General features: G+C 61.0%; 14 protein-coding genes. 11 read left to right on the forward strand and 3 right to left on the reverse strand.

Going from position 1 to position 26,180, the window contains the following annotated elements:
* Positions 1-38: 38 nt before the first annotated feature.
* Positions 39-809 carry a response regulator transcription factor gene (locus tag QMO82_RS07965; RefSeq protein WP_183609877.1) on the reverse strand — a complete coding sequence of 257 codons (771 nt, stop codon included), beginning with the start codon at positions 807-809 and terminating at the stop codon, positions 39-41.
* A gap of 565 nt (positions 810-1,374) precedes the next feature.
* On the opposite strand from QMO82_RS07965, the gene QMO82_RS07970 reads away from it, so the two are divergent.
* From QMO82_RS07970 to QMO82_RS07995, 6 genes are read left to right on the forward strand one after another with little or no spacing between them, the layout of a single operon-like run.
* Positions 1,375-1,881, forward strand: coding sequence for an acyltransferase (locus tag QMO82_RS07970; RefSeq protein ID WP_183609674.1), 507 nt, complete (start codon positions 1,375-1,377; stop codon positions 1,879-1,881).
* The gene (locus tag QMO82_RS07975) at positions 1,878-2,915 is read left to right on the forward strand and encodes a Gfo/Idh/MocA family protein (protein WP_183609673.1); all 1,038 of its coding nucleotides are present in this window, start codon (positions 1,878-1,880) and stop codon (positions 2,913-2,915) included. The genes QMO82_RS07970 and QMO82_RS07975 overlap by 4 nt, the downstream gene beginning before the upstream one ends.
* Positions 2,912-4,015, forward strand: a complete 1,104-nt coding sequence (locus tag QMO82_RS07980; RefSeq protein WP_183609672.1) for a DegT/DnrJ/EryC1/StrS aminotransferase family protein — start codon at positions 2,912-2,914, stop codon at positions 4,013-4,015. Before QMO82_RS07975 ends, QMO82_RS07980 begins: the two co-directional genes overlap by 4 nt.
* Positions 4,005-4,724 carry a DapH/DapD/GlmU-related protein gene (locus QMO82_RS07985; protein ID WP_183609671.1) on the forward strand — a complete coding sequence of 240 codons (720 nt, stop codon included), beginning with the start codon at positions 4,005-4,007 and terminating at the stop codon, positions 4,722-4,724. Before QMO82_RS07980 ends, QMO82_RS07985 begins: the two co-directional genes overlap by 11 nt.
* Complete coding sequence (locus QMO82_RS07990) at positions 4,721-5,692, forward strand: NAD-dependent epimerase/dehydratase family protein (RefSeq protein ID WP_183609670.1); 972 nt, start codon at positions 4,721-4,723, stop codon at positions 5,690-5,692. The genes QMO82_RS07985 and QMO82_RS07990 overlap by 4 nt, the downstream gene beginning before the upstream one ends.
* Positions 5,689-6,906: a DegT/DnrJ/EryC1/StrS aminotransferase family protein gene (locus QMO82_RS07995; RefSeq protein WP_183609669.1), complete on the forward strand. Its 1,218-nt coding sequence runs from the start codon at positions 5,689-5,691 to the stop codon at positions 6,904-6,906. The genes QMO82_RS07990 and QMO82_RS07995 overlap by 4 nt, the downstream gene beginning before the upstream one ends.
* Before the next feature lie 69 nt (positions 6,907-6,975).
* On the opposite strand, the gene QMO82_RS08000 is transcribed toward QMO82_RS07995, so the two are convergent.
* Together QMO82_RS08000 and QMO82_RS08005 are read right to left on the reverse strand one after the other, a co-directional pair.
* The gene (locus tag QMO82_RS08000) at positions 6,976-8,484 is read right to left on the reverse strand and encodes an O-antigen translocase (RefSeq protein WP_183609668.1); all 1,509 of its coding nucleotides are present in this window, start codon (positions 8,482-8,484) and stop codon (positions 6,976-6,978) included.
* A gap of 136 nt (positions 8,485-8,620) precedes the next feature.
* Positions 8,621-9,952, reverse strand: a complete 1,332-nt coding sequence (locus QMO82_RS08005; protein ID WP_246718386.1) for a polysaccharide biosynthesis/export family protein — start codon at positions 9,950-9,952, stop codon at positions 8,621-8,623.
* Positions 9,953-10,519: 567 nt separating this feature from the next.
* Between QMO82_RS08005 and QMO82_RS08010 the strand changes: the two genes are divergently transcribed.
* The 5 genes from QMO82_RS08010 to QMO82_RS08030 all read left to right on the forward strand — a co-directional run bounded on the left by QMO82_RS08010 (position 10,520) and on the right by QMO82_RS08030 (position 26,099).
* Complete coding sequence (locus QMO82_RS08010; protein WP_369685961.1) at positions 10,520-17,548, forward strand: DUF4082 domain-containing protein; 7,029 nt, start codon at positions 10,520-10,522, stop codon at positions 17,546-17,548.
* A gap of 102 nt (positions 17,549-17,650) precedes the next feature.
* Complete coding sequence (locus tag QMO82_RS08015; protein WP_183609084.1) at positions 17,651-18,835, forward strand: GTP-binding protein; 1,185 nt, start codon at positions 17,651-17,653, stop codon at positions 18,833-18,835.
* Between the two features lie 251 nt (positions 18,836-19,086).
* On the forward strand, positions 19,087-24,435 hold the full coding sequence (locus tag QMO82_RS08020; RefSeq protein WP_283196510.1) for a DUF4082 domain-containing protein: 5,349 nt from the start codon (positions 19,087-19,089) through the stop codon (positions 24,433-24,435).
* A 49-nt stretch (positions 24,436-24,484) separates the two neighbouring features.
* Entirely contained in the window at positions 24,485-25,717 is a 1,233-nt protein-coding gene (locus QMO82_RS08025; protein WP_183609086.1) for a GTP-binding protein, read from the forward strand.
* Between the two features lie 73 nt (positions 25,718-25,790).
* The gene (locus tag QMO82_RS08030) at positions 25,791-26,099 is read left to right on the forward strand and encodes a hypothetical protein (RefSeq protein WP_183609087.1); all 309 of its coding nucleotides are present in this window, start codon (positions 25,791-25,793) and stop codon (positions 26,097-26,099) included.
* The last annotated feature ends 81 nt before the right edge of the window (positions 26,100-26,180 follow it).

Below are 26,180 nucleotides of genomic sequence, written 5' to 3' on the forward strand. Positions count from 1 at the left end.
GAGATCTGAAGTAATGAGCGCCGACGGTTACAGCACCGTCAGTTTGCCACCAAACCGCCCGGAAGATTGTTCTGAAAAAGGTCGTTGAGCTTGAACACGACCTCCGTCCTGTTGGTTGCCTTGACCTTTTTCATGATGTTGCGAACATGCACCTTGACGGTGCTTTCTCGCAGATTGAGCTCATAGGCGATGATCTTGTTCGCCTTTCCGCGCCGCAGTGCCGCGACGACTTCGGCCTGGCGATCTGTAAAAATCCCGGCCAGCGGGTGCGTTGTCGAGTTGCTCGACTGCAGCAAGTGACGCATGGCGAACAGGGCGCTTGCGGGCACGAAAAGTCCTCCTGCTACCGATAGCGCGATCAGTTCCATGCAGACGCTGATGCTGACGCTGGCCGGTATGTAACCCTTGGCGCCGTAGTCGATCGCCCTCACGATTTGGGCGAAATCGTCACTATCGGACAAGATGATGACCGGTGTCGACACGAATTCCGACGAAAGGCTCTTGATCAGTTCCGAAACGGCAGGCTCGTCGACCATCTTCCCACCGACGTTCAAGACGATTGCGGAAAGCGGAGGATATTCTTCGCGCTTTTGCTTCCACTCCTCAATCGATCCAAACGCCAGAATCAGGAAATCCGCGGTGTGGGCGGCCATGCATTGCGCGAGACAGTGCCGATCAAGTTCCCTCTTGTCGAGAATGACAATCGTGTGCTTTGAACTTGACGGTCGGGCAAGCGCCGTCGAACCGTTTTCGATCTCTAGGGGAAGAGATCCGTTTTCCTGCCTGTGGTTTATGTTTATTGTATCCAAAGCCCCATCCTCCCAAGCCGATTTTTCTTGCACTACCTCAAAGTCGAACATCGAACTCCTCTGCAAATAGGGGAGCTTAACTAGCAAAAGTGATAATTTAATACCACAGTTCCGGGGCAGTAACACTAATTAATAGTGGTTACCCCAGCACATACGCTCCATGAAACGCTGTAAATTGATAAGTTTTTAAAACTGATCAATCTATGTCTAAGTCATTTGTACGTCGACATATGACGTTGCTATATATATTCAATTTATTTCGCTAACACCATGTAAACAATGCCCCTCTTCCATGTGGGAGGGCCAGGATCGATTGTCGCGTGACTGCCGCCGCTGCTGATCGATGGTCACAAACTTTCGCGTGCGATCATCATCCTATCATCGTAAGCAGCTACGCCTTTAGGTGGATAAGCTTCAACGTTTTGTTCCTTTACTAAAATGGAGAAAACAATTCTTTTGGAAGCGAAAGATATATTTGCTCTGGTGAAATGAAACCTTTGGCGCCTTCGTGCGATTGTCGGTTTCAGCCAAATCAGGGCCTGTTGAGTAACAGGGGGCGAGCTGGATGATTGCATCGAACGTCAAGCTGGATGACGGCTGCGTTATTCACCATCGAGATCTCGTGAATCTCTACGGCTGCACGATCGGCGCCGGAACGCGCATCGGCACCTTCGTTGAAATCCAGAAAAACGTCCTCGTCGGAAAAGACTGTAAGATTTCCAGCCATTCCTTTCTCTGTGAAGGCGTGACGCTGGAAGACGGCGTTTTCATCGGCCACGGGGTGATGTTCACCAATGATACCTACCCGCGCGCCGTCAATCCGGACGGCAGCCTGCAGACCGAAGCCGACTGGGTTGTCATCCCCACTCTGGTCAAGCGCCACGCGTCGATCGGCAGCAACGCCACCATCCTGCCTGGCGTCACCATCGGAGAGGCCGCGCAAGTCGGCGCCGGCGCTGTTGTAACCAAGGATGTGCCTGACGGCGCCATTGTTGCCGGCGTTCCGGCGAGGATCACCGGTCGCGTTCATGACCGGTCAGTTAACATGCAAGCGTTGGGAGGAATGCGATGATCGGCATTGCAGTTGTTGGATATGGGTATTGGGGGCCGAACCTGGTTCGTAACATCTCGGAAGCGGCCGGCGCAAACCTCGTTTCGGTTTGTGATCTCAATGTCGAACGGTTGGCGGCTGTTAAAAGCCGGTATCCCGCAATAGCGATTACCGACAATTTCGAGGAAGTTCTGCGCGATCCAAGAGTGGATGCAATCGCCATCGCGACGCCGGTCTCCACCCACTTCAAGCTCGCAATGCAGGCGATGATGGCCGGAAAGCATGTCTTTGTCGAAAAGCCGATGGCATCGACGACGGAGGAAGCCTCGCGAATGGTCGAGGAAGCCGCCCGCCGCCGCCTCGTGCTGGCGGTGGATCACACCTTCGTCCACACCGGCGCCGTCCGCAAGATGCACGAACTCGTCGAAAGCGGCTTGGGCGACTTGTATTACTACGACTCGGTTCGGGTCAATCTGGGGCTCTTCCAGCATGATGTCAGCGTCATCTGGGACCTCGCGGTGCATGATCTCTCTATCCTGGACCATGTCGTGCAGGAAAGGCCGGTGGCCGTTTCGGCGACGGGCATGAGCCATGTGCTCGGCGAGCCGGAGAACATCGCCTATCTGACGCTCTTCTTCGAAAGCAAGCTCATCGCCCACATCCACGTCAATTGGCTGGCGCCCGTCAAGGTGCGCCGCACGCTGATCGGCGGCAGCAACAAGATGGTCGTCTACGACGATCTGGAGCCCAGCGAAAAAATCAAGGTCTATGACAAGGGCATCACGCTGAACCCGAATTCTCAGGCCTACGGCGAGAAGGTGCATCAGATGATGGTCGGCTACCGCAGCGGCGACATGTGGGCGCCCAAGCTCGATATGACCGAGGCGTTGAAACGCGAACTGGATCAGTTCGTCGACTGCATCGAGCAGAATTCGCGGCCCATTACCGACGGGCTCGCCGGGCTGCGTGTCGTTCGCACCCTTGAAGCCGCAAGCCGGTCGCTCGCCCAGCGCGGTCGTATCATCGAGCTCGAAGAGGCGAGGCGCATTGCATGATCCCGTTCCTCGACATCAAGGCACAATATCAATCCATCAAGGGCGAGATCGACTCCGCCGTGCTCGGCGTTCTTGCGTCGGGGCAATATGTACTGGGCGAGGAGGTGCTGCGTTTCGAGCAGGAATTCGCAGACTATTGCAACGTCAAGCATGCAATAGCCGTCAATACCGGAACGAGCGCCCTGCATCTGGCTCTCCTTGCCGCGGGCATCGGGCCCGGTGACGAAGTCATCACCGTGCCATTCACGTTCGTCGCAACTGTGTCGGCGATCTGCTACACCGGTGCACGACCGGTGTTCGTCGATGTCGAGCCCGTGACGCTCACAATGGATCCGGCCGAGATCGAAGCAAAGATAACGCCTCGGACCAAGGCCATTATCCCCGTCCATCTCTACGGTCAGATGGCGGATATGAGTGCGATCAAGGCAATTGCCGATCACTACCGCATTCCCGTCATCGAAGACGCGTGTCAGGCTCACGGGGCACAATACAAGGGCCGGAGGGCCGGCAGCATCGGCGTCTCCGGCTGTTTCAGCTTTTATCCGGGCAAAAATCTCGGTGCCTGCGGTGAGGGGGGCTTGGTTGTCACGAACAGTGACGAACAGGCCAAGACAATGCGCATGCTGCGCGACTGGGGTCAGGAACAGCGCTATCACCATCTGCTGAAGGGCTTCAACTATCGCATGGACGCCATTCAGGGCGCGATCCTGCGCGTGAAGCTCCGGCATCTGGAAGCCTGGACGGAGGCGCGTCGCGATCACGCCCGTCGCTATTCGTCGCTGCTCGGCGGATCGCCGCATTTGAAGATACCTGTCGAAGTCGTCGACCGGCGTCACGTCTATCACGTCTATGCCGTCAGAAGCCGCGATCGCGACGGGCTTCAGCGCGCGCTCAGCGCGGAAGGTGTTTCCTCGGGATTGCACTATCCCATTCCCGTTCATCTGCAGAAGGCGCATGCCGATCTTGGTTATCAAGCCGGCGATTTCCCCGTCTCGGAAGCCGCAGCGCGGGAGGTTCTCTCGCTGCCGATCTATCCCGAGATGCCTTCGCGGCACGTCGACCAGGTGGCGGCCGCGCTGGAGTACGCCTATGTCAGCTAGTGGTGGAGGGGAAGCCAGGGTCGTGCAGGCGGTCCATGGTCGCCATGAGCGGCCGGCAGATCCGGCCTACCAGGCGGGGCTCGCCGAAGAACTCCGGCAATCATACGGGCGCGCCGGCCTGATCGAGCTCTACGGCCGCTTCGCGACCGGGGACGGTGTTGTCGACAGCCTTATGCGGAAAGCCATCTGGCAAGCCATTGCGCGGAGCTGCGGCACCGGCTTGCAGGTTGCAGGCGGTGCCGGTTTCAAACATCCGGAAACATTCGAAATCGGCAATGGTGTGTTCATCGGCGCCCAGGCCTATATCCAGGGACGCTTCGACGGCACGTGCAAGATCGGCAACAATGTCTGGATCGGCCCGATGGCCTATTTCGACGCTCGTGACCTGGAAATCGGGGATTCCGTTGGCTGGGGACCTGGAGCCAAGGTGCTGGGCTCAACCCACACCGCGCTGCCGGTGGACGTGCCGATCATTCGCACGGATCTTGAAATCAAGCCGGTTCGCATCGGCGCAGGGGCCGATATCGGAACGAATGCGACAATTCTTCCCGGCGTGACCATCGGGGAAGGGGCGATCATCGGAGCCGGAGCGATCGTCGTTTCCGACGTGGCGGCCTATTCGGTTGCTGCGGGTGTGCCGGCGAAACACATACGCTGGCGCAAGGAATCCGATCCTGTGCTTGACATTTCGCGTGGAGTAAAATCATGAAAAATCAACGCGTTCTTATAACGGGCGGAGCCGGCCTGATCGGCTCGCATATCGCCGATCTCGTCGCATTGGAAAAGCCGCGCGAGATCATCGTCCTCGACAATTTCGTGCGCGGACGCCGGGATAATCTCAGCACTGCTATAGCCAGCGGCTCGGTCAACATCATCGAGGGAGATATTCGCGACAGGGCACTGCTCGCAAAAACCTTCGAGGGCGTCGACATCGTCTTTCATCAGGCGGCCATCCGCATCACGCAATGCGCGGAAGAGCCACGGCTGGCTTTCGATGTTCTGGCCGAGGGCACGTTCAATGTCCTCGAAGCCGCCGTCAAGGCAGGCGTATCGAAGGTCGTTGCGGCCTCCTCGGCCTCCGTGCTGGGTCTGGCCGAGAGCTTCCCGACCACCGAAGCGCATCATCCCTATAACAACAGGACGATCTACGGCGCGGCCAAGACATTCAACGAGGGGCTGCTTCGCAGCTTCGCTGACATGTATGGCCTACGCTATGTGGCATTGCGTTATTTCAACGTCTACGGGCCGCGAATGGACGTTTACGGCGCCTATACGGAAGTGCTGATCCGCTGGATGGAACGTCTGGCGGCCGGGATGCCGCCGCTCATCTATGGGGACGGTAGCCAGACGATGGACTTCGTCGATGCACGCGACATCGCCCGCGCAAATATTCTGGCCGCGAAAAGCGATGTCACGGATGAAGTGTTCAATGTCGCAAGCGGCCAGGAAATAAGCCTGCTGCAACTGGCGCAGATGCTGAGCAGCATCATGGGTGTCTCGCTGGAGCCGCAGCACAAAGAGGCTCGCACGGTCAACGGCGTGACCCGTCGTCTTGCCGATATCAGCAAGGCCGAACGGCTCCTCGGCTTCAAGGCGGAGATCTCCATGGAGCAAGGGCTTCGTGATCTCGTTGCCTGGTGGCAAGGGCAGACCGACGCGGGGGGGCAGGCGGCATGAGCTCATCTCAATCCACAATTCCGGTCGCCAAACCCGTCCTCGGGGAGGAAGAGGCTGAGGCTGCGCGCCGCGTCATTTTGTCGGGATGGGTGACGCAGGGGCCTGAGGTCGCGGCGTTCGAGCGTGAATTCGCTGCCTTTGTGGGCGCCGCGCATGCTTGCGCCATGTCCAACTGCACGACCGCGTTGCATCTGGCCCTGAAGGCGGTCGGTGTCAGTGCCGGTGATGAAGTCGTCACGGTCAGCCATTCTTTCATCGCAACCGCGAATGCCGTTCGCTACTGCGATGCGGTGCCCGTTTTCGTCGATATCGAGGAAGATGGTTACAACATCGACGCCGGCCTGATCGAAAGGGCAATCACGCCTCGAACCAAGGCTATTCTCTGCGTGCATCAGCTCGGCATGCCTTGCGATCTCCGCGCCATCGTGGAGATCGGCAAGCACCATCGGATACCGGTTATCGAGGATGCGGCCTGTGCGACGGGAAGCGAAATCCTGTGGGACGGGCGTTGGGAAAAGATCGGCAAAGCGCATGGCGACATTGCCTGCTTCTCCTTCCACCCCAGGAAAGTCGTCACGACGGGCGATGGCGGCATGTTGACCACGGCCAATCCCGAATATGACCGGAAGTTCCGGCTCTGGCGCCAGCATGGCATGAGCGTCACCGATGCCGTTCGCCACGGCTCGAAACAGGTCATCTTCGAAGACTATGACGAATTGGGTTACAATTACCGGATGACCGATCTTCAGGCGGCCGTCGGACGCGAGCAGTTGCGGCGACTGCCGGAACTGGTCGCCCAGCGCAGGCTGCTTGCCGAGCAATATTGCGAACGTTTGTCGACGATTGCCGGGCTTTCTCTGCCGGCCGAGCCGGGCTGGGCGCGCAGCAACTGGCAGAGCTTCTGTGTGAGATTGCCGGATACCGTCGACCAGCGGGCCGTCATGCAGACCCTGCTCGACCAGGGGATCTCGACCCGGCGTGGCGTGATGAACATTCATCTGGAGGGCGCCTATTCTGCTCAGAGCTCCCACCGCGCTGCCACGAGCCTGATGCGAAGCGTATCTGCGCAGCAGCACACGATCATCCTGCCGCTTTATGCCCAGATGACGGAGGCTGATATCGTAAGGGTCGTCGAGACATTGCGCCAAGCCCTTGCTGAGGCCACCACCGGGCGCGTCGTCCGTCAGCCTGAGCAGGACGTCGTACCTGCCTGAAGTGATGCCTGCACACTGCGGCATGGATACGAGATCACGAAGCGCGCATCATCTGATGCGCGCTTTCCTTTATGCGGATTTCGCGATCCATCCTCTGACGATTGCCGGCACGGACTCCGGTGGAAGCAGTTCGACCAGCATGCGCAGAGAGTAAAGCCCGGTCACGACCACGGCGAGGCAGCCAATCACCATCGCCGACCATGCCGGTAAGAGGAAAAAGGCCGAGACGACCAAACCCGATGCAGGCAGGAAGAGAAGCGCGTGCCTGCGATTGGCGGGCGACCAGCGAAAGCCGGTGAGCCGACGCACGATCACGTAAATCAGAATACTATGCCAGACGTAGAGGCCGAAGAACGCCATGCCGGCCCCTAGCGTGCCGAACTCTGATACAAGGAGCCACGCCAACCCCACATGCACCAGCGTCGCAGCGACCTCCGTCCAAAAGAAGATCGTCTGCGCACCCTTCGCCAGGACGATGAAACCCATCGGCCAGGCGACGATCCTGAGCATCATCCCAAGACAGATCCAGCGCAGAAGATCCACAGCCCCATGAAACTCCGCGGAATAGAACAAACTCATCACGAGTGGCGCCAGGGTCAACGTGGCAATCAGACCAGGGCCGGCCAGCAATATGCTGATTTCCGCCTGCTCATTGACCAGCCGGTTGCACTCGGCATTGTTGTTGGCGATTGCAGTCAAGCGCGGATAGAAGTCCGTCCCCATCGCCTGCAGGATGAAACCGGCGTAAAGGCCGCCAAGCGCCCAGGCTGCCTGATACAATCCCGCCGCCACGACGCCCCCTTCATTCAGCACGATAATGCGGATGGCATAGGCTGCGCCGAAGGTCAGAAGTCCGCTTGCCATGAAAGCGACGCCGAGCCTGAACAGAGCTGTCGCTTCCCGGCCGAACTGGCGCGCCGACATCGCCGGTGGCTGCGTGGATATTTGTTTGCTGTACCACCAGGTGGGAAGGAGCGAGACGGCCGCGATCGCCACGAGAGAGGGTGCAATCGCCTCTTCGCCGAACAGATAGATCAGCGGGATGCTGACGATCGTGCCGAACAGCCCTGAAAGCACATTGATGCGGGCAAGATTTGCAATGCCCCGCAAGCCCTGGATCAACGCAGCCTGTCCGGCAGCGACAAGCCGGAAGAATACGGCCAGGGAGAGCAGCACAATGCCGCCGGCATGCTGGTAGTCGCCGAAGGTGAATTTCGAGACCGGAAACGCCAGCGCCGCAAGCAAAAGCCCGCCAAGCAACCCGAGCACCAATGAGATGCGTCTGAGCGCTGTCGCCGACCGGGCGATCTTCTCGTCGTCGCCGGCGCCCGCCGCCTCAGCGACCCGGCGCACACCGCTGCTGCTCACGCCCAGACCAGCTATCGCTTGCGCGATATCGAGGATTGCCCCGTAAAGGCCGAGAAGCCCCACGCCTTCAGGACCGAGAAGAACGGCGAGCGCCTTGTTGCGAATGATGCTCAGGGCGACATTGACCAGCGAGGAACCGCCCATCAGCATCGTCGATTTCAGGATTTGGGTATAAGTCTGACCGCTGGGGGGGATCATGCGCAAGGTCATCACTCAACCCTAGCTGCCAGGTGAGATTCAGGCTGGTCCATTTCAAGAGCGATTTCTTTGGGGCAGGCGGCCTGAGCGCCTCGATCGCGCTCGAACCTCCGCTCCAACTTTGTTGAGAACACGCGCACGTCGCGGGTCACTGGCCGGCTCGATCTGCGAGCGCTTGGTTCTCGAAAGATGGGCTTGTGTCGGCCTGAGGCGTATTATCCAAAATGTGCGGCTGAACGACTCTCACCACATCGCCCGGTGCCAGCGTCGTCGTTTCCGAGGCTTGGAACTGATTGATTTGTCCATCGTTGCGACGGGTCACGCTAAAGGTAAGGGGGAGTTCCTCGACGAGGGTCTTGACGCCGTCATTGCTCCCCAGGTCTGCGATGAGCAGCTTCTGTAGTGTTTCGCGCTTCAGCTTGAATTGATCGAGACTTGCCCGTTCGGACTGTGCTTCGGTTGCCACTTCGCTCCGGCGTGCGTCGTAAAGTCCCTCAAGGTTCCGCGTCGTCTCGCTGACCGCCTGCCGGCCGCGCATGACGGCGGTGAGAAGGTCGAGCTTGTCGGAGCGGTAAGTCGTCAGCAACCGTTCCAAATCCATCTGCCTTGACGAGATCGTCAGGCCTTTCTGGACCAGGGACTTGACGCTGACCAGTTGGTCCTCGACTGATTTGATATTGTCGTCGGCGCCCGTCAGTTTCTCTTCCAACGTCGATATCTCAGTGGTCAAGAGGTCGCGTAATTCCGTGAACGCCCTCGACTGCCTCTCCAATGCATTGGCGCGAGCCCGAAAGATTATCCTCTCCTCATTGTATATGCCGGCGGCAAATTTCTGATCGGCGCCGGTCATCTGATCGAAGGTAATCTCGTCGGCTCCATCCATCTCCGCCTGCAGCCGCGCCAGCCTCGCAGTGCTGCGCAGGATCGAGTGATCGATTTCGCGCAACTCCCCTACGATCTGGATCGAATGCGTTTGCTGCTCCTCTTTAGCGCGACGCGGTCCGCCGCTCATTGCCAGGGATTGCAGGACGGTAAGTCCGGGGCGGAAACTGTACTGCCCAGGCGTGGTGACGTCTCCCACGACGTAGATCGGCGGGTATTCGAGAATTTCGATGGTGACCGCCGGCGCCTGAACCAAGCCGATTTTTTCCTGCAGACGCTTGGCTATCTCGTTTGTGAGGTCGGCGTTATCTAGATTGCCGATGGAAAGGGTTCCAAGAAACGGCAAAAGGACCGTGCCGTCATCCGACACCGTGTATTCGCCGCCAAGCGCATCCCATCGTTCATATTGGCCCCTGGATTGCATCCATTGGACGATCGTCAGGCGGATCTTCGTTTGTGGAGCCAAGGTTTGTGGAGCCGGGGGCGCGCTGTCGGCGAGAGCCGGCGGCACAGTTCCGGCAAGAAAGACGAGTGCTCCGATGACAGCTGTCGCACGAAAGAAGAGGTGGAGCGTGCGGTGCGATGAATTCATGTACATATCTCGCCTGCAAACATCCTTGAACGGATGCCGGTCCAATGCCTTGACGCTGTTCGACGGCCGGACGGCAGGTCCGAATCCGCATCGCTAGTGTGCAGTCTGGCGAAGCCTTGAGGAAGGTGGAGGCCGTTTGCTTTGCCTCATCATTATTGATGAGGTGGTGGCGGGTGCTTCACCCTATATCGAACGGAAGCATATAGCCCTGCGCGGCAAAGAGGCATTATCCTGAAAAATCAAAGGTTATGCACGCAGAAATAGGCGCGCTCGCCGTGAGGGACGGCAGCTGGTACGGAGTTGGACCGACCCGTGCCCGATCGAAGATGCCGCGATCCCAAAGGCTTTTGCCATCACCGGAACCGGTCCAGTACACGACTTTGTGACTTCGCGTGTCTGGGCCATTTCTTGGCCATGCGGCACGGCTGTTCCAAAAGGATGCAGGCGATAGAGCAAAAGGCGTAGGATATACTCGCTTGTTTTTCGACTATACTTCAGTGCCTCGTATGAAGCGATTTCGTATGAAGCGATCCTCAAAGATTGACCCTGATAATCTCGCGAGAGGTACCCGCTATGTATCGCAACGCTCGCCGCTGGACTTCGCACTCACTCCTGGTGGATTCGTTGATTCCCCGATGGTTCACTGTCGGCGGAGGCGGAAAGGGAAGGCCGCGTAAGCCGGCCGAAACGCGCGAGGATAGTGCTCAACTTGCGGCCTCTGTCCAAACTGCGACTGGAGCCAATCAGGGCGCCCTTGTCGACGATCCCCATAAGGATGCGGTGCTCAGCGAGCATGACGTGGAACAGACAGCGGGCGTGAACGGCGCGGACGGTCGGGCCGACGATAGGCTCGTAGCGCCGTCCTTGCCTGACACTTTCACAATCAATCGCGAAATGGGAGAGCGCAGCGGTGACCTGGCCGCCGCGTCCGCATCATCCGCTCATCCGCCAAGTTTTGTACATTTCGCGCCGGATGCGGACAGAGTTGCGTTCGCGGCGGCACCATCCCTTCCGCACGCCTATGCTGGAATGAGCTTCATAGGCGACGATCCTCTGGCCCCGTATTTGCCGGAAAGCCCTGCGCCGACAGCTTCGGGGCAAGATTCTGCTACCGTGGGAGGCGAACGTTCTCACTCGGGCAAGGTCGTCATTCTCGAATCGACGCCATCAGCGCAGTCGACTGCGCATCATGCTGGAGCCAATGCGCTGGCGGTTGGCATGCCCTTTGGTGTGTGCGGATGCGGCTACTATACCTCCCCCACGCGGATTCTCGATTGGGCCCATGGCAGCGGCCTGCTTCAGCAGGACGGTCAGTTGCCGGGGACCAAATTTACCGACGGGCCGGATTATGTGTCGACGATCAAGAAGGCCATCGGCGCCTCGGTCAGTGATCCGCTTCTCGATCGTGACGTATCCTCGTTCGCGGGCTGGCGCGGAACCGCAGAGTGGACGAACTCGGCGATCTCCAACGGATCATTGCCCGGCGGCGGTGAGATGGGAACGGGAACCGGCACCAAGGGTAAAGCTGTCCTTTCCGGCTCGGTGACGACGCCACCTCAACCTTCTGCGCAGCGGTCGTTGGCAACGCAAGATCTGGCGGCCGCCGCGGCGGCGAGCAACCCGATCGTGCTGGAAAATCAGAAGCAGGGCAATCCGGAGAGCGAGTGGGGCATCGACACTGCCAGCACCAACATCGAGGGGTTTGCGACCGACATCAGCGTCGACAACGGCAACACGGTCAGCTTCAAGATCAATACGAATTCCACCAACTATCGGATCGATATCTATCGGCTCGGCTATTATGGCGGCATGGGTGCCCGCAAGGTCACGACCATACAGCATACCGGATTGCAGACGCAGCCCAATCCGCTGCGCAATGCCACGACCGGCACGGTGGACGCCGGCAACTGGGCCGTCTCGGCGTCCTGGACCGTACCTGCCGATGCCGTCTCAGGCGTCTATATCGCCAAACTCGTGCGTCAGGACGGCACCTTCGGCGAAAATCAAATCCCGTTCATCGTGCGCGATGACGCCAGCCACAGCGACATCGTCTTCCAGACCGCAGACGAGACCTGGCAAGCTTACAACGGCTGGGGTGGCGCAAACTTCTATGGCGGCAACGGCCCGGCGACGGGGCAGGGGGCGGGTCGCGCCTATGCGCTCAGCTACAACAGGCCGATTGCGACCCGTGACGGGGTCGGCACCTATGCCGGCCCGCAGGACTATTTGTTCGGCGCCGAATATGCAGGCATCTACTGGCTGGAACAGAACGGCTATGACGTCTCCTATCTCTCGGGCGTCGACGTCGACCGCTATGGCAGCCTATTGCTCAATCACAAGACCTATGTCGATGCCGGGCACGATGAATACTGGTCGGGACAGCAGAGGACCAATGTCGAAGCCGCACGCGATGCCGGCGTCAATCTGATGTTCTGGAGCGGTAACGAGGTCTACTGGCGTACCCGTTGGGGCAATGCCTACAGTGCCGACGGAACACCTTATCGCACCCTGATCTCCTACAAGGAGACATGGGGTCCTCCGGGTACCAGCCTCGATCCTACCAACGAATGGACGGGCACCTTCCGCGATCCGCGCCTCAGCCCGCCTGCTATCGGCGGCGGCAATCCCGAGAATTCGCTGACCGGTCAATTGTTCAAGGTCGACGACGTCGGGGGCAATCTTGCCTCGATCAAGGTTGCCTATGATGATGCCAACCTGCGCTTCTGGCGCAATACGAGCGTCGCAAATCTTCAGCCCGGCCAGACGGCAACGCTCACCAAGAATTATCTTGGTTACGAGTGGGATGAAGCGCCTGACAATGGCTTCGATCCGGCCGGGCTCGTAAAGCTGTCGTCGACGACGATGCCCGTCAGCACCTATTTGCTCGACTACGGCAACACGACCGGCAATGCGACCGCGACCCACAATCTGACCCTTTACCGCGCCCCCAGCGGTGCGTTGGTGTTCGGCGCCGGTACGGTCTATTGGACATGGGGCCTGAGCGACAATCACGATAACGAAGCGACCCCCACCGATCCTCGCGTGCAGCAGGCAATGGTCAATCTGCTTGCCGATATGGGCATTCAGCCGGGGACGCTGCAATCCGGGCTTACCGCGACGACTGCTTCATCGGACAATGTTGCGCCGACCTCCGTCATCACGGTGCCCGCCACGGTGACAGCTGGATCTACCGTGACGATTTCGGGCACCGCTGCCGACACGGGCGGCGGGGTCATCGCCAGCGTCGAGGTGTCGACCGACAATGGTGCGAGCTGGCATCCGGCGACGGGCGACGAGAACTGGACCTACACATGGCAGCCGGCGATTGCAGGGACCTATACGATCCGGTCGCGGGCGGTGGACGATAGCATCAATCTCGAGACACCCTCGGCGGGGCGCACTGTCACCGTCACCGGGCCGGCTTATACGTCTCTCTTCGGTGCCGCGACGCCCGCTGTCGTCAACACCAACGATACTGCGGCCGTCGAGCTAGGGGTCAAATTCCAGTCCTCCGTGGCGGGCACGGTCAGCGGTATCCGGTTTTACAAGAGCAGCCTGGATACGGGCACACATACCGGGTCGCTCTGGTCAAGTACGGGTACGCGGCTTGCGACCCTCACCTTCACCAACGAGACTGCCAGCGGCTGGCAGACCGCGACTTTCACGAGTCCGGTGACGTTGACAGCCGGACAGACCTATACCGCATCTTACCATACGAATGTCGGCAACTATTCGACGACCGCCAACTACTTCCTGTCCAATGTGACGAGTGGTCCGCTGACGGCGCCGGCAAGCGGCAACGGCGTCTACCGCTATGGCAATAGCGCGTTCCCGACGAGCAGCTTGGACCAGACGAACTATTGGGTCGATGTGATGTTCAATCCCTCTAATGCGAACAACACGACGCCGACGGCGGTTGCCGATGCGGGGGATGCGACCGAGAAGGGTGGTGTCGCCAATGGTTCGGGTGGTGTGGTTGCCAGCGGCAACGTTCTGACCAACGACACCGATCCGGATGCTGGCGACACCAAGACGGTGAGCGCCGTCAGCTTCGGCGCGACCTCAGGCACACTCGGCTCGGCGCTGAACGGCACTTATGGCAGTCTCGTTCTCAATGCATCGGGCGCTTATACCTATACGATCAACGAGACCAATTCCGCCGTGCAGGCGCTGCGCCTGTCGACCAACACGCTGAACGATGTCTTCAGCTACACGATGCGCGATTCCGCCGGGGCCACCGCCACGGCTAATCTGACCGTCACCATCCATGGCGCCAATGACGCGCCGGTGCTCGCCGTCCAGACGGCGACCCAGAACGCCACCGTCGGCTCGGCCTTCTCCTACGTGCTGCCGACGACGACCTTCTCCGATGTCGACAGCGGCGAGACGCTGGCCTACGCGGCAACGGCTGCCGACGGCAGCGCACTTCCCTCCTGGCTGACCTTCAACGCCTCGACGCGGACCTTCTCCGGCACACCGACAACGGGCGGCACTTATGGTGTCAAGGTCACGGCAACCGACCTCGGCGGCCTTGCCGCCAACGAGACCTTCAACATTGCCGTGTCGGTGCCGGGCAACACGACGCCGACGGCGGTTGCCGATGCGGGGGATGCGACCGAGAAGGGTGGTGTCGCCAATGGTTCGGGTGGTGTGGTTGCCAGCGGCAACGTTCTGACCAACGACACCGATCCGGATGCTGGCGACACCAAGACGGTGAGCGCCGTCAGCTTCGGCGCGACCTCAGGCACGCTCGGCTCGGCGCTGAACGGCACTTATGGCAGTCTCGTTCTCAATGCATCGGGCACCTATACCTATACGATCAACGAGACCAATTCCGCCGTGCAGGCGCTGCGCCTGTCGACCAACACGCTGAACGATGTCTTCAGCTACACGATGCGCGATTCCGCCGGCACCACCGCCTCGGCAAACCTCACCATCACCATCCATGGCGCCAATGACGCGCCGGTGCTCGCCGTCCAGACGGCGACCCAGAATGCCACCGTCGGCTCGGCCTTCTCCTTCGTGGTGCCGACGACGACCTTCACCGATGTCGACAGCGGCGAGACGCTGACCTATTCGGCAACGGCTGCCGACGGCACGGCATTGCCCTCTTGGCTTGCCTTCAATGCCTCGACGCGCACCTTTTCCGGCACGCCGACGACAGCTGGCAACTATGGCGTCAAGGTCACGGCAACCGATATCGGCGGCCTCTCGACCAACGAGACTTTCACTATCGCCGCCGCGGCGGGGCCATCGACCTACAGCCTGTTTTCCGCCTCCAGCACGCCGGCCCAGACGAACCTCAATGATGGCCAGCAGCTCGAGCTCGGCGTCAAGTTCCAGTCGAACGTTGCCGGCGATGTCACTGGCATCAGGTTCTACCGCAGCGCCAACGACAACGGCCAGAACGTCGTCGATCTGTGGACCACCACGGGCACGAAGCTCGCCACCGCCACCTTCTCCACCACTACGGCGAGCGGCTGGCAGACGGTGAACTTTACGACACCCGTCACCATTGCCGCCAACACCGCCTATGTCGCCTCCTACCACACGACAGGCGCATACGTGGCGACCGCTAATTTCTTCACCGCCGCCGTCACCAGCGGTCCGCTGACGGCGACAGCCACCGGCAACGGCGTCTACCGCTATGGCGGCTCTGCCACCGCAGGCATTTTCCCGAATGCCACTTACAGCGCCACTAACTATTGGGCTGACGTGGTCTTCCGCCCCTCGAATGCGAACAACACGACGCCGACGGCGGTTGCCGATGCGGGGGATGCGACCGAGAAGGGTGGTGTCGCCAATGGTTCGGGTGGTGTGGTTGCCAGCGGCAACGTTCTGACCAACGACACCGATCCGGATGCTGGCGACACCAAGACGGTGAGCGCCGTCAGCTTCGGCGCGACCTCAGGCACGCTCGGCTCGGCGCTGAACGGCACTTATGGCAGTCTCGTTCTCAATGCATCGGGCACCTATACCTATACGATCAACGAGACCAATGCCGCCGTGCAGGCGCTGCGCCTGTCGACCAACACGCTGAACGATGTCTTCAGCTACACGATGCGCGATACCGCCGGGGCCACCGCCACGGCTAATCTGACCGTCACCATCCATGGCGCCAATGACGCGCCGGTGCTCGCCGTCCAGACGGCGACCCAGAACGCCACCGTCGGCTCGGCCTTCTCCTACGTGCTGCCAACGACGACCTTCTCCGATGTCGACAGCGGCGAGACGCTGGCCTACGCGGCAACGGCTGCCGACGGCAGCGCACTTCCCTCCTGGCTGACCTTCAACGCCTCGACACGGACCTTCTCCGGCACACCGACAACGGGCGGCACTTATGGTGTCAAGGTCACGGCAACCGACCTCGGCGGCCTTGCCGCCAACGAGACCTTCAACATTGCCGTGTCGGTGCCGGGCAACACGACGCCGACGGCGGTTGCCGATGCGGGGGATGCGACCGAGAAGGGTGGTGTCGCCAATGGTTCGGGTGGTGTGGTTGCCAGCGGCAACGTTCTGACCAACGACACCGATCCGGATGCTGGCGACACCAAGACGGTGAGCGCCGTCAGCTTCGGCGCGACCTCAGGCACGCTCGGCTCGGCGCTGAACGGCACTTATGGCAGTCTCGTTCTCAATGCATCGGGCACCTATACCTATACGATCAACGAGACCAATTCCGCCGTGCAGGCGCTGCGCCTGTCGACCAACACGCTGAACGATGTCTTCAGCTACACGATGCGCGATTCCGCCGGCACCACCGCCTCGGCAAACCTCACCATCACCATCCATGGCGCCAATGACGCGCCGGTGCTCGCCGTCCAGACGGCGACCCAGAATGCCACCGTCGGCTCGGCCTTCTCCTTCGTGGTGCCGACGACGACCTTCACCGATGTCGACAGCGGCGAGACGCTGACCTATTCGGCAACGGCTGCCGACGGCACGGCATTGCCCTCTTGGCTTGCCTTCAATGCCTCGACGCGCACCTTCTCCGGCACGCCGACGACAGCTGGCAACTATGGCGTCAAGGTCACGGCAACCGATATCGGCGGCCTCTCGACCAACGAGACTTTCACTATCGCCGCCGCGGCGGGGCCATCGACCTACAGCCTGTTTCCCGCCTCCAGCACGCCGGCCCAGACGAACCTCAATGATGGCCAGCAGCTCGAGCTCGGCGTCAAGTTCCAGTCGAACGTTGCCGGCGATGTCACCGGCATCAGGTTCTACCGCAGCGCCAACGACAACGGCCAGAACGTCGTCGATCTGTGGACCACCACGGGCACGAAGCTCGCCACCGCCACCTTCTCCACCACCACGGCGAGCGGCTGGCAGACGGTGAACTTTGCAACGCCTGTTACGATCGCCGCCAACACCAACTATGTAGCCTCCTACCACACGACAGGCGCATACGTGGCCACCAACAGCTTCTTCACCAATGCCGTGACAAACGGTCCGCTGACGGCCCAGTCAAGCGCCGTCGCCGGCGGCAACGGTGTCTATGCCTATGGCGGGTCCGCCACCACGGGTCTCTTCCCGACCGGCACCTACGATTCAGCGAATTACTATGCCGATGTGGTCTTCCGGCCGCAGCTTGTCGCGTGAAGCATCTGACGAGGTTACGAACGGATATCGAATGAGGCTGATACCACGAAAATACTGGCCGCGGCGGCGATTGTCCCGACCGCCCACATTCAAGGGATGCCGATGAACGGGATCGACCGGCTACCCGTGACAGTGCTCGCCGGCTTTCTCGGCGCCGGCAAGACGACGCTTCTCAGCCACGTCTTGGCCAATCGCGAGGGTCTGCGGGTGGCCGTCATCGTCAACGATATGAGCGAGGTGAACATAGACGCCAGTCTCATCCGAGACGGCGGCTGCAACCTGTCGCACACGACGGAGACATTGGTCGAGCTCAGCAACGGCTGCATATGCTGCACCCTGCGCAACGACCTGCTGACAGAGGTGCGACGACTGGCCGAAGAGGGGCGCTACGACTATCTGCTGATCGAAGGCACCGGCATTGCCGAGCCATGCCCCATCGCGGCAACCTTTTCCTTCCGCGACGAAAACGGTGTTTCGCTCTCCGATTTTGCCAGACTCGACACAATGGTCACTGTGGTCGATGCCGCAAACCTGTTGACCGACTACGGTAGCGCCGATCTGCTTGCCGACCGCGGCCTGCAACGGGACGGTGAGGACCGGCGCACCCTCATCGACCTGCTGGTCGATCAGATCGAGTTTGCCGATGTCATCGTGATCAACAAGATTTCGGACGCGACTGAAGGGGTCCGCGCGGAGGTCCGCAAGATCGTTGCGTCTCTCAACCCGGATGCGCGCCAGGTGGAGACGGATCTCGGCAAGGTTTCTTTGGCAGCCGTCCTCAATACCGGCCTCTTCGATGAAGCAAAAGCCGCCGCCCATCCTTTGTGGCACAAGGAACTGTACAGCCCGGGCGAGCATGTTCCGGAGACGGAAGAATACGGGGTTTCGAGCTTTGTCTATCGCACCCGGCGCCCCTTCGACCCCAAGCGGTTTCGCGCATTCCTGGACGAGCCCTGGCCGGGGGTCATCCGTGCCAAAGGCCATTTCTGGCTTGCTACGCGCCCGCGTCACGTGGGTCTGATGTCGGCTGCCGGGGTGCAACGGCGCTGCGAACCCATGGGGTTTTGGTGGGCAGCCGTTCCCCGACAGGACTGGCCGAGCCATCAACAGTTTCGTCAGCATCTGGAGAGCCGGTGGGACAGCGCTTGGGGCGACCGTCGGCAGGAATTGGTCTTTATCGGCGTTGATATGGACGAGACAGGCGTCCGGACCGCATTGGACGACTGCCTCGCCGGCGCCGATCCGCGCGACTGGGCCACTCTCGAAGATCCGTTCCCGGCCTGGTAGCAAGGGTGAAGCAGGACAATGTTCAAATTAACCGGCTCGACCAGCCGGTTCGGCCCAGAATTCCTTTTCAACCAGCGTCAGCCACTTGGCAGCAGCGGCAGGCAGCTTTGCGACTTGGTCGGCCGGTATGCGTTGAGGATCATCATATGGGCGTAGGGAATACCTCCCTCATACCCCAGATTGCTGTCGTACATTCCCGTAGCAAAGGTGCCAGAATGAACCTCTTGCTATAGCGGCCGAAGGGGCTGCCGATGCGGAAGGGGGCGCCGCTGATGCGGAGAGTACATGTCGGTAATCGTGAGTACCTGAGTACATTTGGTGGAGCGTTGAGTATCTGTCGTGCACCCTCAGCCTGGAGCGCAGTCCTAGGAACCGCGACGGTTGTATCTTCCACGAGTACCGATGGTTCCCCAAGCTTTGCCAGTAAGGGCAGCTTCGCCAATCCCGACGGGGTCGCCGTCCCGTCCTCCTTCACAGGTCCGTTTTCCTTCACGGGCAATATCATGCAGCCTGCCGCGCTGATCTCATCGGGCGGCGTGGAAACTGCCTCGATACCACCGACGACGACGTCGTCGCCTGCAGGCGACAGCGGCGCGCAGGACACGTCCACCAAGACGGCGTCGGTTGCGACAGTGTTGCAGACGACGACCATTTCATCCGAGCGCACGGTGCTCGGCCCGGACCCGTACCAGGAGGCTGCGACGCTGCCGGCCGCGCCCACGCTGACGGGTGTTACCAGCAATACCGGCACGACAAGCGCCGCCACGCAGCCGCTCGATCCTGCCGCCGGTTCCGGCACGACGTCATTGCGCCTTGAGACCTCGACAGCCTCCCTCTCGGTGGAGCCGAGCCAGGACATTTCCACCGATACGGCCGCGACGCCTGCGGCGCTCGCAGCACCGGTGGCGGCTGCTGCAGCGGCGGCGACGCCCAACAAGATCGCGCTCGAAAACCTGAAGCAGGGCAACCCCATCAGCGAATGGGGGCTGGAGGGTGATGGCAACGGCACCATCCAGGGCTTTGCCACCGAAATCAGCACCAATATCGGCCAGACGGTCGATTTCAAGATCGCCACGGATTCCACTCATTACCGCATCGATATCTACCGCATGGGCTATTATGGCGGGGCCGGCGCGCGCAAGGTCGACTCCATCGAGCAATCGCTGACCGCGGCGCAGATCCAGCCGCACCCGGTCGTCGACATGTCGCTCGGTCTCATCGATTGCGGCAACTGGTCGGTTTCGGCGAGCTGGCAGATTCCTAGTGACGCCGTCTCCGGCGTCTATTTCGCCAAGCTGGTGCGCGAGGACGGTACCGAGGATGCAAGCATCATCCCCTTCGTCGTGCGCGACGACGCCTCGACCAGCGATATCGTCTTCCAGACCTCGGATACGACATGGCAGGCCTATAATGCCTGGGGCGGCGCCAGCCTCTATTACGGTGAAGTGCCGGTCGATCCGGCCGACATGATCGGCTACTTGCCGCCGAACTGCAGCTGCGGCTTGACCGCGATCGGCCGCGCCTCGGCCGTCAGCTATAACAGGCCGATCATTACCAATACGAGCCCTATCGGCGGCTCGCACGATTACATCTTCGGCGTCGAATCCTCCGCCATCTCGTGGCTGGAGCGGAACGGCTACGACGTTTCCTATATATCCGGCGTCGATGCGGCGCGCAGCGGCACGCTGCTGCTCAACCACGATGCCTATCTCTCCGTCGGGCATGACGAATACTGGTCTGCCGAACAGCGCGCCAATGTCGAGGCGGCGCGCGATGCCGGCGTCAACCTCGCCTTCTGGAGCGGCAACGAGTGCTACTGGAAGGTCCGCTGGGAAAGCAGCATCGATGGCAGCGGCCAGGCCTACCGCACCATGGTCTGCTATAAGGAAACCTGGGGCACGAGCACGGATCCGAGCAATGTCGGCACCGGCACCTGGCGCGATCCGCGTTATGCCGATCCGGGGCAGCAGCCGGAGAATGCGCTGACTGGCACGATGTTCCAGGTGGACAGCTACCGCCAGGATACGATCTCCATCCCCTACGACTATTCGAACCTGCGCTTCTGGCGCAATACCGACGTTTCGGAACTGAATGAAGGCGAAACCTATAATCTGGTGCAGAACCTGCTCGGCTATGAGTGGGATTCCGACATCGAGAACGGCTTCCGGCCGGCTGGACTGATCAACTTGTCGCTCTCCTCGGTCTCGGTGAGCACGTATCTGCGCGATTACGGCACCACGGTCGGCGATGCGGTAGCGACCCACAGCCTGACCATGTACCGGGCGGCAAGCGGCGCGCTGGTTTTCGGCGCCGGTACCGTCTTCTGGTCCTGGGGGCTGAGTGACAACCACCAGGGTCCGGCCACGTCAACCGATCGCAACGTACGGCAGGCGATGGTCAACATGTTCGCGGACATGGGCATTCAGCCGACGACGCTGGATGCGAGCCTGATCCTCGCCACCCAATCCACCGACACGCTGAAGCCGACCTCGTCGGTCAGCACGCCGATCGTGGGGGCAAGTTTCCTCGAAGGGCAGCATGTCACGATCACGGGCACGGCGCAGGATTTCGGCGGCGGCATCATTGCCGGCGTGGAAGTCTCGACCGATGGCGGCCAGCACTGGTTCAAGGCGTCAGGCCGCGAGAACTGGAGCTATAACTGGGTCGTGCAGGCGAGCGGCACCTATACGATCATGTCGCGCGCCGTCGACGATAGCGTCAACATGGAGGCGCCGTCTGCCGGCAAGCAGGTCACCGTCACGCTGCCGGGCACGCAGGGCCTGTGGACGCTGGCGGAAAAGCCCGCGACCGAAGTGGCGATCGATCGCGATTCCGTCGAACTCGGCCTGCGCTTCCAGGCAACGACCGCGGGCTCCGTGCAGGGCATCCGCTTCTACAAGGGCTTCTACAATATCGGCGAGCATGTCGTCAGCCTCTGGAGCGCCAACGGAACGCTGCTGGCGACCGGCGTATCGGTGAATGAATCGCTCTCCGGCTGGCAGACGGTGATATTCTCCTCGCCGATCCAGATTGCCGCCGGCACGACCTATGTGGCCTCCTATCACAGCAGCGGCTACTACTCCGCCACCCAGAATTACTTCGGTAGCCCCTATGCCAGCGGCGCGTTGACGGCCGTCGATGGCGGCGGCGTCTATGCCTATGGCACCAATGCCGGCACATTCCCCGGCCAAAGCCCCGGCACCGGCACCAACTACTGGGTCGACGTAGTCTTCGATGCCGGGCCCAACAGTGGCCCGGTTGCGACCGACGACACGGGACTAACCATCACCCGCAACGACAGCGTCGTCATCTCGATCGCCTCGCTCATCGGGAACGATACGGATCCCAATGGCGATGCCATGACGATTTCGGCCGTCGGCAATGCGGTCAACGGCACGGTGACGCTCAACAAGCAGAACGGCACCGTCACCTTCACGCCGACCAACAATTATTCGGGGCCAGCAGGCTTCGCCTATACGCTGTCGGACGGGCGCGGCGGCACGGATCAGGGCAATGTCAGCATCACCGTAAACCAGGGCCCTGCCGGGGAGACGCTGTTCACCTCAAGCGAAGGGCCGACGGGCGCAAGCTTCAACGAAGGCCAGTCGTTGGAACTCGGGATGAGGTTCGTCGCTTCGTCCAGCGGCATGATTACCGGTATCCGCTACTACAAGGCGGCCGGCGATACGACTGTGCATACCGGCTCCATCTGGAAGGCGGACGGCACGCTCGTCGCCACGGTCACCTTCACCAATGAGTCGTTCTCCGGTTGGCAGACCGCGACCTTCTCCACGCCGCTGCGGATCACGGCGGGTGCGACCTATGTCGCCTCCTACCACACGACCGGCAGCTATGTGGCGACAGCAGACTATTTCAACACTGCCCATACCAACGGCTCGCTGACGGCGCTTGCCGGCAGCAATGGCGTCTACGCGGTCGGGTCGGGCTCGACCTTCCCGACATCAAGCTACCAATCGACGAACTACTGGGTCGATGTCGTCTTCAACCAGTCGACCGGCAACACGGTGCCGGTCGCCGTCAATGACAACGGCTATACCACCTATGCCAACACGGCTCTGTCGATTGCCGCTGCCAACCTGCTTGCAAACGACAGCGATGCCGATGGCGACCCGCTCAGCATCGCCGGCGCCAATGGCGCGGTCAACGGAACGGTGACATTCAACAGCCAGACGAATAGCGTCATCTTCACGCCGAACTCGGGCTATACGGGCGTCGCAAGCTTCACCTATTCGATTTCGGACGGGCATGGCGGCACATCGTCTGCTACCGTCAGCCTCACGGTCAATTCGCAGGCCGGCGGTGGGGCGACCTCGAGCCTGTTCACCGGCGCCGACACGTCGGGGGTTGCCGCGGCCAATGATGCCAACTCGGTCGAACTCGGCGTCAAGTTCATCGCTTCCGCCAACGGCCAGATCACGGGGCTCACCTATTACAAGAGCGCTGGGGATACCGGCACGCATGTCGGCTCGCTCTGGACCACGAGCGGCCAGCTCCTTGGCCAGGCAAGCTTCATCAACGAGACGGGAAGCGGCTGGCAGACGGTTTCCTTCACGCAGCCGATCAATGTCACGGCCGGCACCACCTATGTGGCGAGCTACCATTCCAACGGCTTCTATTCGGCAACCGCGAACTACTTCACAACGGACCATACGAGTGGCGCGCTGACAGCGCCGGCAAGTTCGGTCAGCGGCGGCAACGGCGTCTATGCCTATGGCACGGGCAGCCTCTTCCCGACCTCCTCCTACAATGCCACCAACTACTGGGTGGATGTGCTCTACAAGCAGGGCGCGCAGAATGCGGTTCCGGTTGCCGCCAATGACAGCGGCTTCTCGACCAATACCGGCACGCCTGTCACCATCCAGGCCTCGGCGCTGCTTTCAAACGACAGCGACGCCGATGGCGATGCGCTCACGATCACCGGCGTCAGCGGCGCGGTCAACGGCTCGGTCGCCTGGAATGCCCAGGCCCAAGCGGTGACTTTCACGCCGACGGAAGGTTATTCCGGCCCGGCGAGTTTCAGCTACGCGATATCGGACGGCAAGGGCGGCGCGGCGACGGCGCAGGTGGCGCTTACCGTCAACAACCCGGCCGCGGGACCGGAGCAGAACCTCTTTGCGGCAAACGCGACGCCCTCTGTCGTCTCCGTCAACGACAACCAGCCGGTCAATCTCGGCATGAAATTCCAGGCCGATGCCGCCGGCTGGATCACCGCGATCCGCTTCTACAAAGGTACGGACAATACCGGCCCGCACAGCGGCTATCTGTGGACGGCTTCGGGCACCCTGCTCGGCAGCGTCGCCTTCAACAACGAGACGGCCAGCGGCTGGCAGACCGCGCAGCTTGGCCAGCAGATCGCCATCCAGGCGGATACGACCTACGTCGTGTCCTACTCGACCAACGGCAATTATTCGGCGACCGGCAATTATTTTGCCAGCGACGTGACGAACGGCGACTTGAAGGCGCCCGGCGGCAATAACGGCGTCTATGCCTATGGATCGGGCGGGTTGTTCCCGACCGCCAGCTATAACAGCACGAACTACTATGTGGACGTGGCATTCAAACCGCAGCTCGCGGCCTAAGGGCCGCTGGGATGTCAGGCCAAGCATGCTGTAAAGAGTGAGAGTATCGATGATGCGTGCAGATAACAGATTGCCGGTTACGGTTCTCGCCGGGTTTCTCGGCGCTGGGAAGACGACTGTCCTCAATCATGTCCTGAGTAATCGGGAGGGTCGACGGGTCGCTGTCATCGTCAACGATATGAGTGAGGTCAACATCGATGCGGATCTCCTGCGCGAAGGCGGTGCAGACCTGCTGCGCACGGACGAGACGCTTGTGGAGCTCACCAACGGCTGCATCTGCTGCACGCTGCGCGAAGATCTCCTGAGCGAAGTCCGCCGGCTCGCCGCTGCCGGCCGTTTCGACTATCTGCTGATCGAGGGCACCGGCATTGCCGAGCCGCTGCCGGTTGCAGCCACCTTCTCCTTCCGCGACGAGAGCGGGGCCGCTCTTTGCGACGTGGCAAGGCTCGACACGATGGTCTGCGTCGTCGATGCGGTCAATCTGCTTGCCGACTACCGGAGCGCCGAGTTTCTTGCCGATCGCGGCGAAAGGCGTGACGGGGACGATGAGCGCAAGCTCGTCGACCTGCTGGTCGAGCAGATCGAATTTGCCGATGTCATCATCGTCAACAAAGCAGGCGATGTGCCATGCGCCGACCTAGCCGAGGTTCGCCGGGTCATTGCGGCGCTCAATCCGGATGCCCAGGTCATCGAGGCGGTCTTCGGCCAGGTGCCGCTTTCCGCGATCATGGATACCGGCCTCTTCAGTGAGGCCAAGGCCGCCCGCCATCCGCTCTGGCACAAGGAGCTTTATGGCTGGGGCGATCATGTGCCGGAGACCGAGGAATACGGCATTTCAAGCTTCGTCTATCGCAGCCGCCGGCCCTTCGATCCCGCGCGGCTGAGCCGCATACTCGGGCAGCCATTAGCCGGCGTCATCAGGGCGAAAGGGCATTTCTGGCTGGCGACCCGGCCGGATGAGATCGGCCTGCTGTCGATTGCCGGCACGCAATACCGCATCGACACCAGGGGGTTCTGGTGGGCCTCGGTGCCGCGGGCGCACTGGCCGCGCCATCCGCAATTCCGCCAGTTGCTCGACCGGCATTGGGACGATGTCTGGGGCGACCGCCGCCAGGAGCTGGTCTTCATCGGTTCCGGCTTCGACAAGGACGCCATCCGCATCGCGCTCGACGATTGCCTGACCGGGGAGGAGACCGGTTTCGACCCGCAGACCGCCGTCGGCCTTCGCGATCCGTTTCCGGCATGGCCGCACGATACGCATGCATCGGACCGAAAAGTGTGAAGCGGTTTTCGGATAATCCGATGCATCGACTCAAAGGTGAACAGGTTTTGATTATCAACCAGAGGAGAGAACAATGAGCAGCGAACTTTATGCAGACGGTATCGGCGAAATCACCATCACCGGGACGATCGTGCGCATCGACCTGATGTCGCTCTCGGCCACCGAGCGTGACGCCAACAACAATCCGAAGCCGGTTTTCCGCCAGCGCATCATCATGCCTGTCGATGCTTTCGCCAATGCGGTCGATCTCATGCAGAAGGCGCTCGGCGGCTTGGTCGAGGCGGGGGCGGTCCGTCGCATCGGCGATATGTCGACCGCGGCGGCTGCCGATATCCAGTCGGTGCAGGGCGGCGCTTCGAACGCCTCGCCGAACTTCAACTGAGAAGACAGGGATGGGAGCGCCGTGCGTCCATTCGGACGCACAGAGGACGCTCCGACTGATTGAAACTAAGCCTGATCTCGT

The organism is Rhizobium sp. BT04 (genome assembly GCF_030053135.1).
GTDB lineage: Bacteria > Pseudomonadota > Alphaproteobacteria > Rhizobiales > Rhizobiaceae > Rhizobium > Rhizobium binxianense.

Coding starts and splice junctions, on each gene's coding strand:
- QMO82_RS07970 (WP_183609674.1), top strand. CDS start 1,375: ATGATTGCATCGAACGTCAAGCTGGATGACGGCTGCGTTATTCACCAT.
- QMO82_RS07975 (WP_183609673.1), top strand. CDS start 1,878: ATGATCGGCATTGCAGTTGTTGGATATGGGTATTGGGGGCCGAACCTG.
- QMO82_RS07980 (WP_183609672.1), top strand. CDS start 2,912: ATGATCCCGTTCCTCGACATCAAGGCACAATATCAATCCATCAAGGGC.
- QMO82_RS07985 (WP_183609671.1), top strand. CDS start 4,005: ATGTCAGCTAGTGGTGGAGGGGAAGCCAGGGTCGTGCAGGCGGTCCAT.
- QMO82_RS07990 (WP_183609670.1), top strand. CDS start 4,721: ATGAAAAATCAACGCGTTCTTATAACGGGCGGAGCCGGCCTGATCGGC.
- QMO82_RS07995 (WP_183609669.1), top strand. CDS start 5,689: ATGAGCTCATCTCAATCCACAATTCCGGTCGCCAAACCCGTCCTCGGG.
- QMO82_RS08000 (WP_183609668.1), bottom strand. CDS start 8,484: ATGACCTTGCGCATGATCCCCCCCAGCGGTCAGACTTATACCCAAATC.
- QMO82_RS08005 (WP_246718386.1), bottom strand. CDS start 9,952: ATGTACATGAATTCATCGCACCGCACGCTCCACCTCTTCTTTCGTGCG.
- QMO82_RS08010 (WP_369685961.1), top strand. CDS start 10,520: ATGTATCGCAACGCTCGCCGCTGGACTTCGCACTCACTCCTGGTGGAT.
- QMO82_RS08015 (WP_183609084.1), top strand. CDS start 17,651: ATGAACGGGATCGACCGGCTACCCGTGACAGTGCTCGCCGGCTTTCTC.
- QMO82_RS08020 (WP_283196510.1), top strand. CDS start 19,087: ATGCGGAAGGGGGCGCCGCTGATGCGGAGAGTACATGTCGGTAATCGT.
- QMO82_RS08025 (WP_183609086.1), top strand. CDS start 24,485: ATGATGCGTGCAGATAACAGATTGCCGGTTACGGTTCTCGCCGGGTTT.
- QMO82_RS08030 (WP_183609087.1), top strand. CDS start 25,791: ATGAGCAGCGAACTTTATGCAGACGGTATCGGCGAAATCACCATCACC.